The organism is Methylobacterium sp. BTF04 (assembly GCF_010692745.1).
GTDB lineage: Bacteria > Pseudomonadota > Alphaproteobacteria > Rhizobiales > Beijerinckiaceae > Methylobacterium.
On record NZ_JAAHTB010000029.1, the window covers coordinates 12,023 to 27,146 of the forward strand.

The 15,124-nt window shown below is 65.7% G+C and carries 13 protein-coding genes, 1 tRNA gene and 2 riboswitches; of the genes, 5 read left to right on the forward strand and 9 right to left on the reverse strand.

Annotated features, from left to right (window positions below):
- Positions 1-69: 69 nt before the first annotated feature.
- Both xoxF5 and G3T14_RS16340 read right to left on the reverse strand, forming a co-directional pair.
- Complete coding sequence (xoxF5, locus tag G3T14_RS16335) at positions 70-1,824, reverse strand: lanthanide-dependent methanol dehydrogenase XoxF5 (RefSeq protein WP_246733390.1); 1,755 nt, start codon at positions 1,822-1,824, stop codon at positions 70-72.
- Positions 1,825-2,568: 744 nt separating this feature from the next.
- A riboswitch (Fluoride riboswitch) is annotated at positions 2,569-2,640 on the reverse strand.
- Between the two features lie 50 nt (positions 2,641-2,690).
- A complete protein-coding gene (locus G3T14_RS16340) occupies positions 2,691-3,296 on the reverse strand; it encodes a hypothetical protein (protein ID WP_163643607.1) in 606 nt (201 codons plus the stop codon).
- 96 nt (positions 3,297-3,392) lie between these two features.
- Positions 3,393-3,465, forward strand: a riboswitch (Fluoride riboswitch).
- A 23-nt stretch (positions 3,466-3,488) separates the two neighbouring features.
- Here G3T14_RS16340 and G3T14_RS16345 point away from each other — a divergent pair.
- Complete coding sequence (locus G3T14_RS16345) at positions 3,489-4,883, forward strand: voltage-gated chloride channel family protein (protein ID WP_163643608.1); 1,395 nt, start codon at positions 3,489-3,491, stop codon at positions 4,881-4,883.
- A 10-nt stretch (positions 4,884-4,893) separates the two neighbouring features.
- A complete protein-coding gene (locus G3T14_RS16350) occupies positions 4,894-5,295 on the forward strand; it encodes a DUF190 domain-containing protein (RefSeq protein WP_163643609.1) in 402 nt (133 codons plus the stop codon).
- A 102-nt stretch (positions 5,296-5,397) separates the two neighbouring features.
- Here G3T14_RS16350 and G3T14_RS16355 read toward each other — a convergent pair whose 3' ends face one another.
- From G3T14_RS16355 to G3T14_RS16365, 3 genes are all read right to left on the reverse strand, one after another.
- Positions 5,398-5,697 carry a TSUP family transporter gene (locus G3T14_RS16355; protein ID WP_163643610.1) on the reverse strand — a complete coding sequence of 100 codons (300 nt, stop codon included), beginning with the start codon at positions 5,695-5,697 and terminating at the stop codon, positions 5,398-5,400.
- A gap of 306 nt (positions 5,698-6,003) precedes the next feature.
- Positions 6,004-7,530, reverse strand: a complete 1,527-nt coding sequence (locus G3T14_RS16360) for a site-specific integrase (protein WP_163643611.1) — start codon at positions 7,528-7,530, stop codon at positions 6,004-6,006.
- A 100-nt stretch (positions 7,531-7,630) separates the two neighbouring features.
- Positions 7,631-7,720, reverse strand: a tRNA-Ser gene (locus G3T14_RS16365).
- A gap of 267 nt (positions 7,721-7,987) precedes the next feature.
- Between G3T14_RS16365 and G3T14_RS16370 the strand changes: the two genes are divergently transcribed.
- Positions 7,988-9,049, forward strand: a complete 1,062-nt coding sequence (locus tag G3T14_RS16370; RefSeq protein WP_246733388.1) for an HD domain-containing phosphohydrolase — start codon at positions 7,988-7,990, stop codon at positions 9,047-9,049.
- Positions 9,050-9,071: 22 nt separating this feature from the next.
- Here G3T14_RS16370 and fabI read toward each other — a convergent pair whose 3' ends face one another.
- The 3 genes from fabI to fabA all read right to left on the reverse strand — a co-directional run bounded on the left by fabI (position 9,072) and on the right by fabA (position 12,227).
- Complete coding sequence (gene fabI / locus G3T14_RS16375) at positions 9,072-9,905, reverse strand: enoyl-ACP reductase FabI (protein ID WP_163643613.1); 834 nt, start codon at positions 9,903-9,905, stop codon at positions 9,072-9,074.
- A 424-nt stretch (positions 9,906-10,329) separates the two neighbouring features.
- Positions 10,330-11,556, reverse strand: coding sequence for a beta-ketoacyl-ACP synthase I (gene fabB / locus G3T14_RS16380; protein WP_163643614.1), 1,227 nt, complete (start codon positions 11,554-11,556; stop codon positions 10,330-10,332).
- A gap of 92 nt (positions 11,557-11,648) precedes the next feature.
- On the reverse strand, positions 11,649-12,227 hold the full coding sequence (gene fabA / locus G3T14_RS16385; protein WP_163643615.1) for a 3-hydroxyacyl-[acyl-carrier-protein] dehydratase FabA: 579 nt from the start codon (positions 12,225-12,227) through the stop codon (positions 11,649-11,651).
- A 300-nt stretch (positions 12,228-12,527) separates the two neighbouring features.
- Between fabA and irr the strand changes: the two genes are divergently transcribed.
- The gene (gene irr / locus G3T14_RS16390; protein ID WP_163643646.1) at positions 12,528-13,031 is read left to right on the forward strand and encodes a Fur family transcriptional regulator Irr; all 504 of its coding nucleotides are present in this window, start codon (positions 12,528-12,530) and stop codon (positions 13,029-13,031) included.
- Between the two features lie 98 nt (positions 13,032-13,129).
- Here irr and G3T14_RS16395 read toward each other — a convergent pair whose 3' ends face one another.
- Entirely contained in the window at positions 13,130-13,726 is a 597-nt protein-coding gene (locus G3T14_RS16395) for an SH3 domain-containing protein (protein ID WP_163643616.1), read from the reverse strand.
- 257 nt (positions 13,727-13,983) lie between these two features.
- On the opposite strand from G3T14_RS16395, the gene G3T14_RS16400 reads away from it, so the two are divergent.
- On the forward strand, positions 13,984-14,988 hold the full coding sequence (locus G3T14_RS16400; protein WP_163643617.1) for a D-glycerate dehydrogenase: 1,005 nt from the start codon (positions 13,984-13,986) through the stop codon (positions 14,986-14,988).
- Positions 14,989-15,124: the final 136 nt, after the last annotated feature.

Consider the following 15,124-nt stretch of genomic DNA (forward strand, 5'->3'; position numbering starts at 1 on the left):
GCAGAAAAGGGAATGCCGGCGCGGAGGACCCGCGCCGGCACCCGATTGCTTACCGTACCGTCCGGCCGATTAGTTCGGCAGGGCGAAGACGGTGAGCTGACCACCGAGGTTGGTGTAGCTCGACAGGGCGGCGTAACCACCCACCGCGCCGAGGCCGGCGTTCGGGTCGGTCAGGCCGGCCGCGAGGCCGATGCCGGCCCAGCCACCGACACCCGACAGGATGCCGACGTACTGCTTGCCCTTGTGGGTGTAGGTCATCACGTTGCCGATGATGCCCGACGGGGTCTTGAACTTGTACAGTTCCTTACCTGTCTTGGAGTCGACAGCCTTCAGGTAGCCTTCGAGCGTGCCGTAGAACACCACGTCGCCGGCAGTGGCGAGCGCCCCCGACCACACCGAGAACTGCTCGGGGTTGGACCAGGCGATCTTACCCTTCACGCCATCCCAGGCGATGAAGTTGCCCATGCCACCATGGCTGTTCGGTGCGGGGTACATCGACAGGGTCGCACCGACGTAGGGCTGGCCCGGGGTGTAGGAAACCCGGAACGGCTCGTAGTCCATGCAGACGTGGTTGGTGGGCACGTAGAACAAGTTGGTCTTGGGCGAGTAGGCCGCAGGCTGCTGATCCTTCGAACCCAGCGCCGCGGGGCAGATACCCTTGGAGTTGGTGTCCTCGCCGTTCTGCTCGGTGGAGTACTTGGCCTGGACGAGCGGGCGACCGTAGGTCTTGGAGCCCTTGTCCATGTCGACCTTGGAGGCCCAGTTGACGACCGGGTCGAACTTCTCGGCGACGAGGAGCTCGCCGGTGGCGCGGTCCAGGGTGTAGCCGAAGCCATTGCGGTCGAAGTGGGTCAGGAGCGGCCGCTCCTTGCCGTCGACCTTCTGGTCGGTGAGGATCATCTCGTTGATGCCGTCGTAGTCCCACTCATCGTGGGGCGTCATCTGGTAGACCCACTTGGCCTGCCCGGTGTCCGGATTACGCGCCCAGATGGTCATCGACCACTTGTTGTCGCCCGGACGCTGCTTCGGGTTCCAGGTCGAGGGGTTGCCCGAGCCGTAATACATCAGGTCGAGCTTGGGGTCGTAGGAATACCAGCCCCAGGTGCAACCGCCGCCGGTCTTCCACTGGTCGCCTTCCCAGGTCTTCAGCGAGCTATCCTTGCCCACCGGCTTGCCGAGGTAGGTGGTCTTCTCCGGGTCGACGAGCATTTCGTCGTCCGGGCCGACCGAATAGGCGCGCCACGCCTGCTTGCCGGTTTTGAGGTCGTAGGCGGTCACGTGACAGCGTACGCCGAACTCGCCGCCCGAGATGCCGACGATGACCTTGTCCTTCACCGGCAGCACGGTGGCGGTGTTGGTCTCGCCCTTCTTCGGGTCGCCGTTCTGGACCGACCAGTTGACCTTGCCGGACTTGGCATCGAGCGACACGACGGTGGTGTCGGCCTGATGCAGGATGATGGCGCCGTCAGCATAGGCCAAGCCACGGTTGACCGTGTCACAGCACATCACCGGGATGACGTTCGGATCCTGCTTGGGCTCGTACTTCCAGACGATCACGCCGTCCTTGTCGAGGTCTAGCGCGTAGACGATGTTCGGGAAGGGGGTGTGGACGTACATCATGTTGCCGATGACGAGCGGTGCGCCCTCGTGGCCGCGCAGCACGCCGGTCGAGAAGGTCCAGGCGACCTGGAGGTTCTTGACGTTGTCCTTATTGATTTGGTCGAGCTTCGAGTAGCGCTGGTTGGTGTAATCCCCTGCCGGGAACGCCCACTGGTTGGGGTCCTGCATCATCTTCATCAGGTTTTCGTTGGCGGTCGCCGGCATGGCAGCCGGCAGGAGCGTCGCGGCATAGGCGACGGACGCCGCGAGGGCGATCTTCCTCATTGGTGTTCCTCCAAATGAACGTTCGGACCCGGACGTTCTGACCGCCGGGCGCTTCGCGACGACATTCGTGCCCATCGTCGCCGATTTGAGAGGCTTTTCACGATGGAAAAGCCGGACCCTGGACCGGGGTCCGTCCGATCTTGGATCTCGCCGGCCTAGAGTCGCGGAACCCAAGAAGAACGCCGCTAGGAATATCGAATTATAAGACGTGCGCAATAAGAAATTCGTAAGTGCGACAGATTTATCCATAACTTATACTTCCAATAATGATTTAGCCAGAGCGCCGTCGCCCGAAAAAGCCGTAGCTTTATCAGGATCGCATGTAGTGCAGTTTTTTTAAATAAAGATGCCAGATTTTTTACTCGGAATCTCAGGGTTCGACCCGTTGACTCCGAGTATCTCTTAGCTATCCTTATTCCTGCGACAGACTAGATCGAGCTGCTTCTTGCAATGAACCGCTCGGAAGCGGACTGGATCACGGCGGGGTCTTATGACCCCGCCTTTTTTTCGTGCGCGGAACACGGAAAGGCCCAGGCCGAGCGCCGGAGCGCATCGGAGGGCATCAGGACGGTCGGAGGTGGGATGCGGTCATCGGTCGGCTCATGCGGGGACCCCTTGCGGTGGTCCGGTTGCGATCATGAGCGCGCCGGTGCGGGTAAACACATAGCTCTACCCGCGCCGAAGCGCTCGGTAGAAGCTATCGTCCGACCCATAGGGGGCCGGCAGTTATCGGGGAGCTTCATCCCCATCCCACGTTGGGGAACGTGGATTAATCCATGGGCCGCGTCAATCCCTTCCCGATCCGCTCACGCTTGCGTGATAGCAAGGGACAGGAAGTAGGCGCCGTAGCTCAGGACCATGAAGGCCGCGATCCCATCGAGAACGTATGGCGGCACCTTCCGGAAGGCCCCTGTCCCTCCCAGGGCGAGACCCAATCCCGCGACGATGACCAGGCCCATGCCGACACCCAGCGTCGCGGTCCCTGCGCCCTCGCGGAGCGCAACCCCGAGCCACACCACCAGGATCTCCAGGCCCTCGGCGACGATGGCCCAGGCCGCGACGCCCAGCCCGGCGGCATTCAGCGACCGGTTCCAGTTTCCGTCCACGGTGGCGGAGGGCTTGCCGGCATCCCGTTTCGCGATCCCGTCGATGAATTCGTACACGAGGTAGAGCCCGAACCCGATCAGCAGGACCGCGGAGATCCAGTCGACGACGTCGAGGGCCAGGAGGTAGGCCGCCGACCTGAGGGCGATCCCGAGGGCCGCAACGACGAGCGCCCCGGCGATGGAGCCGGCCAGGACGCTGAGCCAGCCGAACCGGTATGCGGCGGTCATCATTACCGTGGCGGCGATGAACAGTTCGGTGAAGGTCACCTGGAAAGTGATGACGGCTCCGAGCCCCGCGACGGCCATGTGCACTTCCTTTGATCAATGCTTGGCTTGGCTCCAAGCACAGGCGACAGAGGCCGAAACATCGCATCTTGACGGGAGGGCCGAACGGCCGCATCTCCGACTGACGGCAATGGAATCTGCCGGGCCTTACGGCCGAACCGCCCCTTGGGCTAATGACTCCTACCTTTTGCGGCGCCGCAACAAGGGGGACTCATGCGCGCGACCTTTCAAAACCTGTCTCGAAGCCTGAACCTCGCGGCGTTCTTCAGGACGCGTCGGGCACATGCCATCTCTGTGGCGCGCTGGTCCGCCATCCTGGTGCCGATGGCCGTCGTCGTGGGCACGCTCTGCGCCGCCTTCCTCTGGAGCCTCGACGCGGCCACCGAGGCACGCTTCGAACATCCCTGGCTGCTGTTCCTGCTTCCCGTTGGGGGCTTCGCCGTCGCCCTACTGTACCATCTGTTCGGGAAGAGCGTCGAAGGCGGCAACAACCTCATCGTCGAGGAGATCCACGAGCCGGATGGCGGCGTGCCCCTGCGGATGGCGCCCCTGATCTTCCTCGGGACCATCGTCACGCACCTGTTCGGCGGATCGGCCGGCCGTGAGGGCACCGCGGTCCAGATGGGCGGCAGCCTAGCCAGCGCCTTCGGCAAGATGTTCGGGGTCGATGCCTCCGGGGTGCGGGTCCTCCTGATGGCGGGCATCGCCGCCGGCTTCGGCGCCGTCTTCGGAACGCCCATCGCCGGGGCCGTCTTCGCGTTGGAGGTCCTCGCCCTTGGACGGGTCGAGTACGCCGCCCTGGTACCCTGCCTCCTAGCGGCGGTGGTCGGTGACTGGACCTGCCAGGCCTGGGGCATCCACCACGGACTTTATCACGTCGGCTTCCTCGCCGGCACCGCCAAGGCCTTGACCGTGGAGCCGCTGCTTCTCGCCAAGGTTGCCCTCGCCGGCATCGCGTTCGGCGTCGTCGGCCTCGTGTTCGCAGAAGCCAACCACGTCCTCGGGGGATGGCTCAAGCGTCTGGTCCCGTACGGACCGCTCCGGCCGGTGATCGGCGGCCTTGCCGTCATCGGCCTCGTCTACGCTTTCGGCACGCGGGACTACCTCGGGCTCGGCGTCTCGGCGGCGGACACCGGCGGGCTGACCATCACCAGCTTCTTTGGACCGGACATCCATCCCTGGAGCTGGGCCCTCAAGATCCTCTTCACGGTCGTGACCCTGAGCGCCGGGTTCAAGGGCGGCGAGGTCACGCCGTTGTTCTTCATCGGGGCCGCGCTCGGGAACGCACTGGCCGGACCGCTGGGTGTGCCGGTGGACCTGTTCGCCGCGCTCGGGTTCGTCGCGGTGTTCGCCGGTGCCGCGAACACGCCGCTTGCCTGCACGCTGATGGGCATCGAGCTCTTCGGAGCGACGCATGGGGTCTACCTCGCGGTGGCCTGCTTCCTCGCCTATCTCTGCTCGGGTCACAACGGCATCTACCTGTCCCAGCGCATCGCGGTGCCGAAGGCGTCGACGGGCCTCGCCGGCGGCGCGACCCTCCGCGAGGCTCGGACGGGCCGCGCGCCAGCCGTTCAGCCCCAACCTGCCTCCCAGCATTCCGGCCACTGAAGGAGCCGTCATGATCCCGTCGCATCGCGTCGTCGCCACCGAGACCGGCATGATCCGGATCTACCTGAAGCCCCGGGACAAGGCCGGCACCGGGCGGACCGGATGGTTCTCGGGCGGCAAGCCGCTCTATCGGGAACTCGTTGCCCAAGCCAAGGCGGAAGGGCTCATCAACGCAGTCGCGCACCATGCCCACCACGGCTACAGCAACCACGGCCCCGTCCTCGACGACGGTGCCGAGGCCGCCAATCCCGAACTGACGATGTGCGTCGAGCTGATCGGCAGCCGCGACCAGCTCGAACGGTTCTGCTCCCGGCACGGGGCCCAGCTCGCGAGCAAGGTCATCGTCTACAAGCATCTTGAGCATTGGACCGTCGGCCCTCCGACACCCGGGTCCCGCACCGAAGCCCCCTGATGCCGGTTCCACAGGCCGATCCCGGAACGGGATCAGGAGGCGTCAGCCCGCCAGAACGAGAATGCCCGCGATGAGGTCCCGGGTGGCGGCCCCTGACATCCTTCACAAGCCGATGGCGGTGCCTGCTGCTGCCGCCAGGAGGGCGAAGGGAGCTAGAAGGGCCGTGTCGGGTGCCGGGACCTGTCCGACCAGCACGGTACCCACACGGGCCACGATCGAGCTCGCGAGGATGAACGGCGCGGACATGCCCACGGCATGCCTCGGGGCGCCCCATCCGAGGCCGATCAGCATCGGGGCCAGGAACACGCCGCCACCAGTGCCGGTCAGGCCGGACATGAAGCCAGTGACCGCACCGACCGAGGCCGCCTCGATCGGCCTCACCGTCGCTCCATCATCGATCATCCATCGCTCCCTGCAATGCCCGCACGCCGTCCCGGACGTTTCTGTGCGTCCGGAAGGGGGTCGTCCAACGGACACCGGAGATCCGCCTCCCGGGACCCGGCCCGTCCGAGGGAAGCGATCGTCTCACAAGCCCCGTACGCTGATCCATTCAATGGTGGGGGGCAAAAAGTCCACTTCCCGTCAAGACCGACGATCTTGTTCTGCTACGCCCGCTGATCGACTGACAGGTGGGACCTCACGGCCCAACCTGCTGCATTGAAAGGGCCTGGGGTACGCCGCACCGACTGCACCCTGAGCTCGTCGATGCTATGCGGCAACGGCTTCGTGGACGGTCGGGCGGTCGGCGTATCGAGGAAACAACTTCATCTCATTGGCCATTACGTCCGCTGGGAATTCCCCGTACTTCCCGCCCTCGGTCTGCGGCACGTGCCCCTGGATCGCATCGAGGACCGAATCCCGCATCCCGCCCCTTCGGCCGCGTGTCTTGAAGGCGTGGCGCCAGCCGTGGTTCGGGTCGACGCCGACGTCGGTGATACCGAGCTTCCGCACCCAGGCCGCGAGCCGCTCCCCGACCTTCTTCGAGATCGGGTTGGCATCGGATCCGCCTCGGCCCCGTGCCGGGTCGTAGAACAACGGTCCCGGTCGCGTGCTGACGTAGTCCAGGAAGCCCATCTCGATCAGGTGCGGGTGGATCGGCACGTACCGGAACCGTTTCGTCTTCACCGTGCCCGCCTCGGGCGTGATGTGGAGGATCGGCACGCCGTTCTCGTGGCGTATGTCCTTGCGGCGCAGTTGGGTGATCTCGCCGACCCGCGCTCCGGAGTAGGCGCACAGCCATGGGACCCATCGGCGGGCCGCCGAGTGTTCGAGGCTGAGACGCCCCTTCTGGGGCGAAAGGGCCGCTGCGAGGATGATGGACGCCTCCGCATCCGTGAAGGAGCGGTCACGTAGCACGGGTCCCTCGACCACCTTCACCCGCAAGCCCTCGCAGGGATTGGCAGCCACCTTCCGGGTGCCTTTCAGCCAGCCGAACAATGCCTTGGCCGAGGCGAGGTAGACATCGCGGATGGTCTTGGCGCGGCGTCCTCCGCGGGCGAGGTCGTCGACCCAGTCCGCGACGTTGTCCGGCGTCACGCGGGCGAGGTCGTCGTGGCCGATGTAGGTGGCCAGCGTGGCCAGTGCCGGCAGCCACCGCTTCTGGGTGGAGGGCGCGAGCTCCGAGGCCTTCGCGTACGCCGCGAACCATTCCTCCAGCGGCAGCACCACCGTCTTCGGTTTGTCCTGGATCTTCGGGAACCGCCCCGCCATCGGATCGGGCGAGTAGTCCCCGTCGAGATATTTCATGCTCTGCTCGACGGCCTGGAGGATCGCCTTGGCGATCGCGTATTCCAGCGAGCCTCTCGTATCGGGGTCCACGACCAACCCCTTACGCGCGAGATGGGCGTCTATCTCCTTCCCGTGGAAACGAAGGAACTGCGTACGGTTCCCCGGACTGGGGTCCTTGACGAACCCATCGATCATCGCGGCCGAGATCACGTTGGAGACCGGCGAGAACCCGCCCGCCTGGAACTCGGGTACGAGGTTCTCGTAGAACTCCCCAGCAATGGCGTTGATCTCAAGCATGTTCAGGCGCCGCACGCCGGCTCGCAGGTTTTCCCAGCGCTGATCGACGAGGATTGCGTGCGCGGCGTGGCGCCGCTTGGCCTCGCCGACCTCCTTCGTCCCGAGGCTGGCCTTCTCCTCGCGCTTGCCGACAAGCGCCAGGAGGTCCTTCGGGATCCGCTTACGGAACCAGAAGACGCCGGTCTTCGGATGGGGCCAAGGGCGTGACATCGCAAGAACCACGTGTGTACCACCCGTGTGTACCACCGGACGGCCACGAAGTCGCTGTTTCCCTTGGGAGCGTCTGAAAATAAAGGCTTTTCAGGTGTTTTGGCGGAGAGGGGGGGATTCGAACCCCCGATGCCCTTGCAGGCATGCCGCATTTCGAGTGCGGTGCATTCAACCGCTCTGCCACCTCTCCGCAAGGCGCCTCGATGAGACGAGTGGTGCGTAGCACGAGTGATTGCCGTCTCACAAGCGGGAGGGGGGCACAAAGCAGGGCAACCCGTGACGGCGATCAGATGGTCGGGGTGATGATGGCGCCGAGGTCTTTGCGGCCCGATTCTGCCGCTGGGTTTCTTCAGTCTCGCTTAACCAAGTCGATGCAACCGTCGGGCCTGCGAGACACACGTGCCAGCAGGTCCGATGACCGGTGATGGTGGGACTGGTGGGACGGGGATCGGGACGCATGGCGACGGAAGCCGGAGACAGTCTCATCGCCATCGTCGCCGCGGCGACTCCGCTCCACCTCGTGTCCGCGCTGCAACCGCTCGACTGTGCGATCCGGCTGTTCGATCGCGTTCAGGCCGCGCTCGGCGCGTTGGGTGACCAGCCCGTCGACGTGATCCTGATCGACGATGACGATTGCGCCGATCCGGGCGCGACCCGCCTGATCGCGGCCCTGCGGGCCCAGGGCGAGCATGCCCGCACCCCGATCGTGCTGATCGCCGCCGGCGATGCCGGTGCGGTGCGGCGTGCTGCCGTCGGGGCGGGCGCGTCCGACGTCATGGGGCAGCCGCTCGACCCCCTCGATCTGCGCACGCGCCTGCACACCCTGATCGAGTTGAGCACTGTCCGCCGGTTCGCCGAGAGGCAGGCCCAGCTCGTGGCCCTGTCCGTCGAGCGGGCCATGGTCGAGTCCGCCGCGCGCGAACGCGAGATCATCCGCCGCCTGATGCTGGCCGCGCAGTTTCGCGACGATCAGGCCGGAGACCACCTGACCCGCGTCGCGGGCTGTGCCATCGCCATCGCCGAGGGGCTCGGCTTGTCGAAGGACGAGGCCAACGACATCGCGCTCGCCTCGACGATGCACGACATCGGCAAGATCAGCATTCCCGACACCATTCTGAGGAAGCCCGGAGCGCTGAGCGCCGAAGAACGCCAGGAGATGCAGGAGCACGCCCTGCGCGGGTACCACATGCTCAACGACAGCCCGTCGCACCTGCTGCAGCTCGCCTCCGACATCGCGCTCACGCATCACGAGCGCTGGGACGGGAACGGCTATCCGCAGGGTCTCAAGGGGACGGAAATTCCGTTGTCGGGCCGCATCATCGCGGTGGCCGACGTATTCGACGCGTTGATCTCGGAGCGGGTCTATAAGACCGCTTGGCCTCCGGAGAAGGCCCGCGCCTATCTCGAGGACAATGTCGGAAGCCATTTCGACCCGGATTGCGTCGCCGCGTTCCTGTCCCGCTGGAGCGACATCGTCCTCCTGGTGCGCGAGCATCGGCCCAAGACCAAAGCTGCGTAGACCGGATACTGAGCGCGAGGTTCTAGCCCGGCTCTCCGATGACACCGGCCTCGTCCTGCGCCTGAAGCACGTCCGGACGCGGCATCGAGATGATGTTGTAGCCGGAATCGACGAAGTGGACTTCGCCGGTGACGCCGCCGGACAGGTCGGAGAGCAGGTAGACCGCCGAACCGCCGACCTCTTCCAGAGTCACCGTGCGCCGGAGCGGAGCATGGGCGCGCTGGTGGTTGAACATCAGGCGCGCGTCGGCGATGCCGGCTCCTGCCAATGTCCGCATCGGCCCCGCCGAGAGGGCGTTGACCCGGATGCCATCGGGGCCGAGGTCGCCGGCGAGATAGCGCACGGACGCCTCCAGGGCGGCCTTGGCCACACCCATCACGTTGTAATTGGGCATGACCCGCGTCGAGCCGCCATAGGTCAGGGTGAGGAGCGACCCGCCGTTGCGCATGCGCTTGGCCGCGCGCTGGGCGATCTCGGTAAACGAGAAGCACGAAATCGCCATCGTGCGCGAAAAGTTCTCGCGGGTGGTGACGTCGACGTAGCGGCCCTTGAGCTGCGCCTTGTCGGAGAAGCCGATGGCGTGGACGACGAAGTCGAACCCGTCGGCGAAGTGGGTGTCGAGGGCGGCGAACACGGCATCGACGCTGGCGATATCTTCGACATCGCACGGAATGACGATCTCGGAACCCAGCGAGGCGGCGAGCGGAGCCACACGGCGACCCAGCGCATCGCCTTGATACGTGAAGGCGAGTTGCGCGCCATGGTGGTGCAAGGCCTTGGCGATGCCCCACGCGATCGAGTGATCGTTGGCGACTCCCATGATGAGGCCGCGTTTGCCCGTCATCAAACCTGTCATGCGTTTCCCCGCGGACGCTTCCTGTGGGATCTCAAGGGTCCCGTTCCCGTTGCGATGACGCTTAGCGCGCGCATCGTGGACATGTCCAATCCCAGTCGGCCGAGCAACGCTCCGGAAACGACAAATCCCGCGCCGGTCGAACGCGGGATTTTCAGGACGTGTGTCGGACAGTCTTCGTACAATCGCGGCGTTCTAGAAATACCCGTCGGTATCGGCCTTTGCCCGATCGATGATCACCTGCTTGATATAGACAGCGGTGGTTCCCGCGATGGCGAGGCCGCCAAATGTCCCAAGTGTGAGCCAGACCATGGTCGCGCGATCCCAAAGACTGCGCAACGCCCGAAGACTGCGCACTGGAAACAGATTGCACAATGGAAACGCCAGGATTGCAGTGGCGGTTCCTTGAGATCAGGCCAGCGTTCGGTCAGGCGTCGACGTTCTTCAGCACCAGGGTGGCATTCGTCCCGCCAAAGCCGAATGAATTCGACAGGACATGTCCGAGCTTCACCCCATCGCGACGGGCACGCAGGATCGGCATGTCGGCGAAAGCCGGATCGATCTCATCGATATGCGCACTCTCGCAGATGAAATCGTTGTTCATCATCAGAAGCGCGTAGATCGCCTCCTGCACGCCGGTGGCACCGAGGGAATGCCCGGTCAGCGACTTGGTGCCGGAGATGGGCGGGCACGAATCCCCGCGCCCAAAGACCTCGCGGATCGCCTCGATCTCCTTCTCGTCGCCCACCGGCGTCGAGGTGGCATGCGGGTTGATGTAGTCGATCGGGGCACCCTTCAGCCCGCCGATCGCCTGCCGCATGCAGCGGATGGCGCCCTCGCCGGACGGCGCCACCATGTCGTAGCCGTCCGACGTGGCACCGTAGCCGGCGATCTCGCCGTAGATCTTGGCGCCGCGGGCCTTGGCGTGCTCGTATTCCTCGAGCACCAGCACGCCCGCGCCGCCGGCGATCACGAAGCCGTCGCGGTTGGCATCGTAGGCGCGGGAGGCCCGTGCGGGGGTCTCGTTATACTTCGACGACATGGCACCCATCGCATCGAACAGCACCGACAAGGTCCAGTCGAGATCCTCGCAGCCGCCGGCGAAGATGATGTCCTGGCGCCCGCCCTGGATGATCTCGGCGGCGTTGCCGATACAATGGTTCGAGGTCGCGCAGGCCGAGGCGATGGAATAGTTCACGCCCTTGATCTTGAACCATGTCGCCAGGGTCGCCGAGGCGGTGGAGGACATGGCCTTGGGCACGGCAAACGGCCCGACGCGCTTGGGGCCCTTCTCGATGGCGATGGCGGCCGATTCCACGATCACCTTCGTGGACGGACCGCCAGATCCCATGATGATGCCGGTGCGGTCGTTCGAGATGTCGCTCTGCTCGAGGCCCGAATCGCGGATCGCCTGATCCATGGCGACGTGATTCCAGGCGGTGCCGCCGCCGTGGAAGCGCATGGCGCGCCGGTCGACGATCCCCTCGGGATCGAGGCTCGGGCGCCCCTCGACCTGACTACGAAAGCCGTGCTCGGCATAGGACGCGGAGCGGGCGATGCCGGATTTGGCCGCGCGCAGGGACGCGAGGACTTCCTCGGTGTTGTTGCCGATGGACGAGACGATGCCCATCCCGGTGATCACGACACGCCGCATGGACACGCTTCTTCTCCACCGCCGGTGCTTCGGACGGCACCTCATACGCATCAGGTAGGACGCCCGCGCCCCGATCTCAACTGTACCGGGCTTTAAGCCCCTGCCGATCCTTGCGCCTGGAACAGGGCGACACGCAGATCCTTGGCCTCGTAGATGCGCTGGCCGTCGGCCTCGAGCCAGCCGTCGGCGATGCCGAGCACCAGCTTGCCGAGGCGCACCCGCCTGACGTCGATGCCGTAGACCACCTTGGTCACGGTGGGGAGCACCTGATCGGTGAACTTCACTTCGCCGACACCGAGCGCGCGTCCGCGCCCGGGGGCGCCGAGCCAGCCGAGGTGGAAGCCCACGAGCTGCCAGAGGGCGTCGAGCCCGAGGCATCCGGGCATCACCGGGTCGTTCTTGAAGTGGCAGCCGAAGAACCAGAGGTCGGGCCGGATGTCGAACTCGGCCAGGACATGGCCCTTGCCGTAAGCGCCGCCTTCCGCGCCGATCGACACGATGCGGTCGAACATCAGCATCGGCGGCAGGGGCAGTTGCGCGTTGCCGGCACCGAACAGCTCGCCGCGCCCGCAGGCGAGAAGCTCCTCATAGGAATAGTGCGTCGCCCGTGCGGAGACCGGATTCGACGCCAGGGCGCCCGTCGGAGCATGCGGTTCGGAATCGGAAGACATGATGAGCGGATCGGTCCTCGAATTGGTCTTGACGTGCGACCGAGTCCTGCGGTTGGTCGGAGATGCCGCAGAGCCGGTTCGAAAGCGGCGCTTCGTTAACACAGCGCCGGTGCGCCTCAAAGCTTCGCCCTGCGGTGCTCGTTCTCTCCCCCGATATCATGCCGCTGGCGGTCGGGTCGGCGCGTCTGTCCCGGCGGCCCGCGCGGGCAAGTCCTGCGTCGCGCTCGGGTTGCAGCATCGCACCGGTTTCCGTATAGCTTGATGCCGAGATCAACGTTGCGTGAGATGTTAGATAGCCTGATGTCCAACCTGCTGCCTCTGCAGGCCGTGCTCAATGCGCGGGCCTCCGTTCCCGCTACAGAAGCCGGGCGTCGCGGTTGTCCGCTATCGGACCTGCGCGATCGTCTGCGCCGGGCTGGCCTGCGTCCCACGCGCCAGCGGCTTTCGCTCGGCTGGCTGCTGTTCGGGCGTGGTGACCGTCACCTCACCGCGGAAATGCTGTACGACGAGGCGATGCGGGCGAAGGTGCCGGTGTCTCTCGCCACCGTCTACAACACGCTGCACCAGTTCACGGAAGCCGGGTTGCTGCGCCAACTCGCCCTCGACGGGTCGAAGGCTTATTTCGACACCAACCCGAGCGAGCATCACCACTTCTTCCTCGAGGACGAGGGTCAGGTGCTGGACATGCCGGATTGCGGTATCACCGTGGATTCGCTCCCCGATGCCCCCGAGGGCATGGAGATCGCCGGTGTCGAGGTCATCGTGCGCCTGCGCCGCCGCGCTGCCGGGATCCGCAAGGCCTGAGCGTTTCAGATCCTGACGTGACGAAAACAGGCCCGGATATCCGGGCCTTTTTCATGCCCGTAATCGGGGTTTTCCCCTCGGGCCGCCCGTCCGTGCCGTCACTCGACCCGTTCGTTCGGGTAGACGCCCCACAGACGATCCTGATGGATGTAACCGTCGAGGTCGCCGCCCTTTTGCGGCAATGAGACGATCACCCGGCACCAGGTGCCGGTGCAGGTCTTGACGCTGCCGATGACACCGGCCTGCAGTCGCGCCTCCTCGTCCGCCTTGTCGTCGGCGCGCGCGAAGAGCGGGATTGCGGCCTTGTCGCCGTTCTTGTCCTTGGTCTTTCCGGCGGTGACGATGGATGTGCGCCGCCCCGACAGGAGCGAATGCAGCACCCATCCCTCGGTCCCTTCCGAGTCGCGGATGCGGCGCCAAGTCTCGAATTCCGCGACGATCTCGATGGGCAGGCCGGCGCGCTGGAACACCCAAAGGGTGCGGTGGTCCTTGGAGGGACCCTCGCGCAGGTTGACCCGGTCGGTCTTCAGGCTGGCGTAGCGCGGAAGCGGAAGCTTCGTGACCGGCCCGATGCCGACCTCGGGGCCGGCGCTCGGTGCCACCGGAGCGGCCTGCACCGCGCGATGCGGTGCCAGGGCGACCAGCGCCGCAAGGGTCGTCGCGGCGCAGGCCAGGAGCAGTGAAGGGGCGCGCATCGTCCGGTTTCCTCACTCGCGAAGGGGCCGGATCCGCCCAGTCGGCGCCCCCGGCATGCATTGTGTTCCACCGTCTCTCTCGGTAGAGAGGCCGGTACGGTGTGGGGCCGTGGGCATTGGCCCTGAAGGCTCCTGTCTTGACCGATGCGTGGTTAACGCACGGTGTGCTGCCGCATCGTCCATCGCGCAAAGACGATGGATCCGGAATCTGCCGTGTGAAGGCGAGCGGAATTGATGACCGTTCGCGGGGAGGGTGCATGTCGTCGTTGAAGCGCAAGCCGCTCGTGGTGGTCACGCGGCGCCTGCCCGAGGCCGTGGAGACGCGCATGCGCGAGCTCTTCGATATCCGCCTCAACACCGATGATGCGGCCATGTCGCCCGAGGCGTTGGTGAACGCGATCCGCGAGGCGGACGTGCTCGTGCCGACGGTGACGGACGAGATCGATTCGGGCCTCCTGGCGCAGGCCGGCCCGAACCTGCGGCTCATCGCGAATTTCGGTAACGGCGTCGATCATATCGACGTGGCCGCTGCCTTGGAGCGCGGCATCACGGTCACCAACACGCCGGGCGTGCTGACCGAGGATACCGCCGACATGACCATGGCGCTGATCCTCGCCGTCGCCCGCCGGGTGACCGAGGGCGCGCGCATCATCCCCGACGACAACTGGGACAGCGGCTGGTCGCCGACCTGGATGCTCGGGCGCCGGATCACCGGCAAGCGGCTCGGCATCGTCGGCATGGGCCGGATCGGCCAGGCCCTCGCCCGCCGCGCCAAGGCCTTCGGCTTGTCGATCCACTATCACAACCGCCGCCGGGTTCCGGGTCAGATCGAGCGTGACCTCGACGCGACCTACTGGGAATCCCTCGACCAGATGCTGGCCCGCGTCGACATCATCTCGGTGAATTGCCCGCATACCCCCGCCACCTATCATCTCCTCTCGGCCCGCCGGCTCAAGCTGCTCAAGCCGGAGGCGATCGTCGTGAACACGGCGCGCGGCGAGGTCATCGACGAGACGGCGCTCGCCCGCCTGATCGAGGCGGGCGACATCTCGGCGGCCGGCCTCGACGTGTTCGAGCAGGAGCCGGCTGTCAGCCCGCGCCTGATCAAGCTCGCGCGTGCGGGAAAGGTCGTGCTGCTGCCCCATATGGGTTCGGCCACTCACGAGAGCCGCATCGACATGGGCGAGAAGGTCATCATCAACATCAAGACCTTCATGGACGGCCATCGGCCGCCGGACCGCATCCTCCCGAGCATGCTCTAGACCGACCGTCGCGGAGCGAGCCCACGGGCTCCCTCCGCGGGCGTTTTCATTCGGGATAGTGCGCCCGCGGACCGTGTGCCTTCACACTCGCGCGCGACGCGGAACGGCCCCCGATCCGGCACGTTGACCGGCGCTG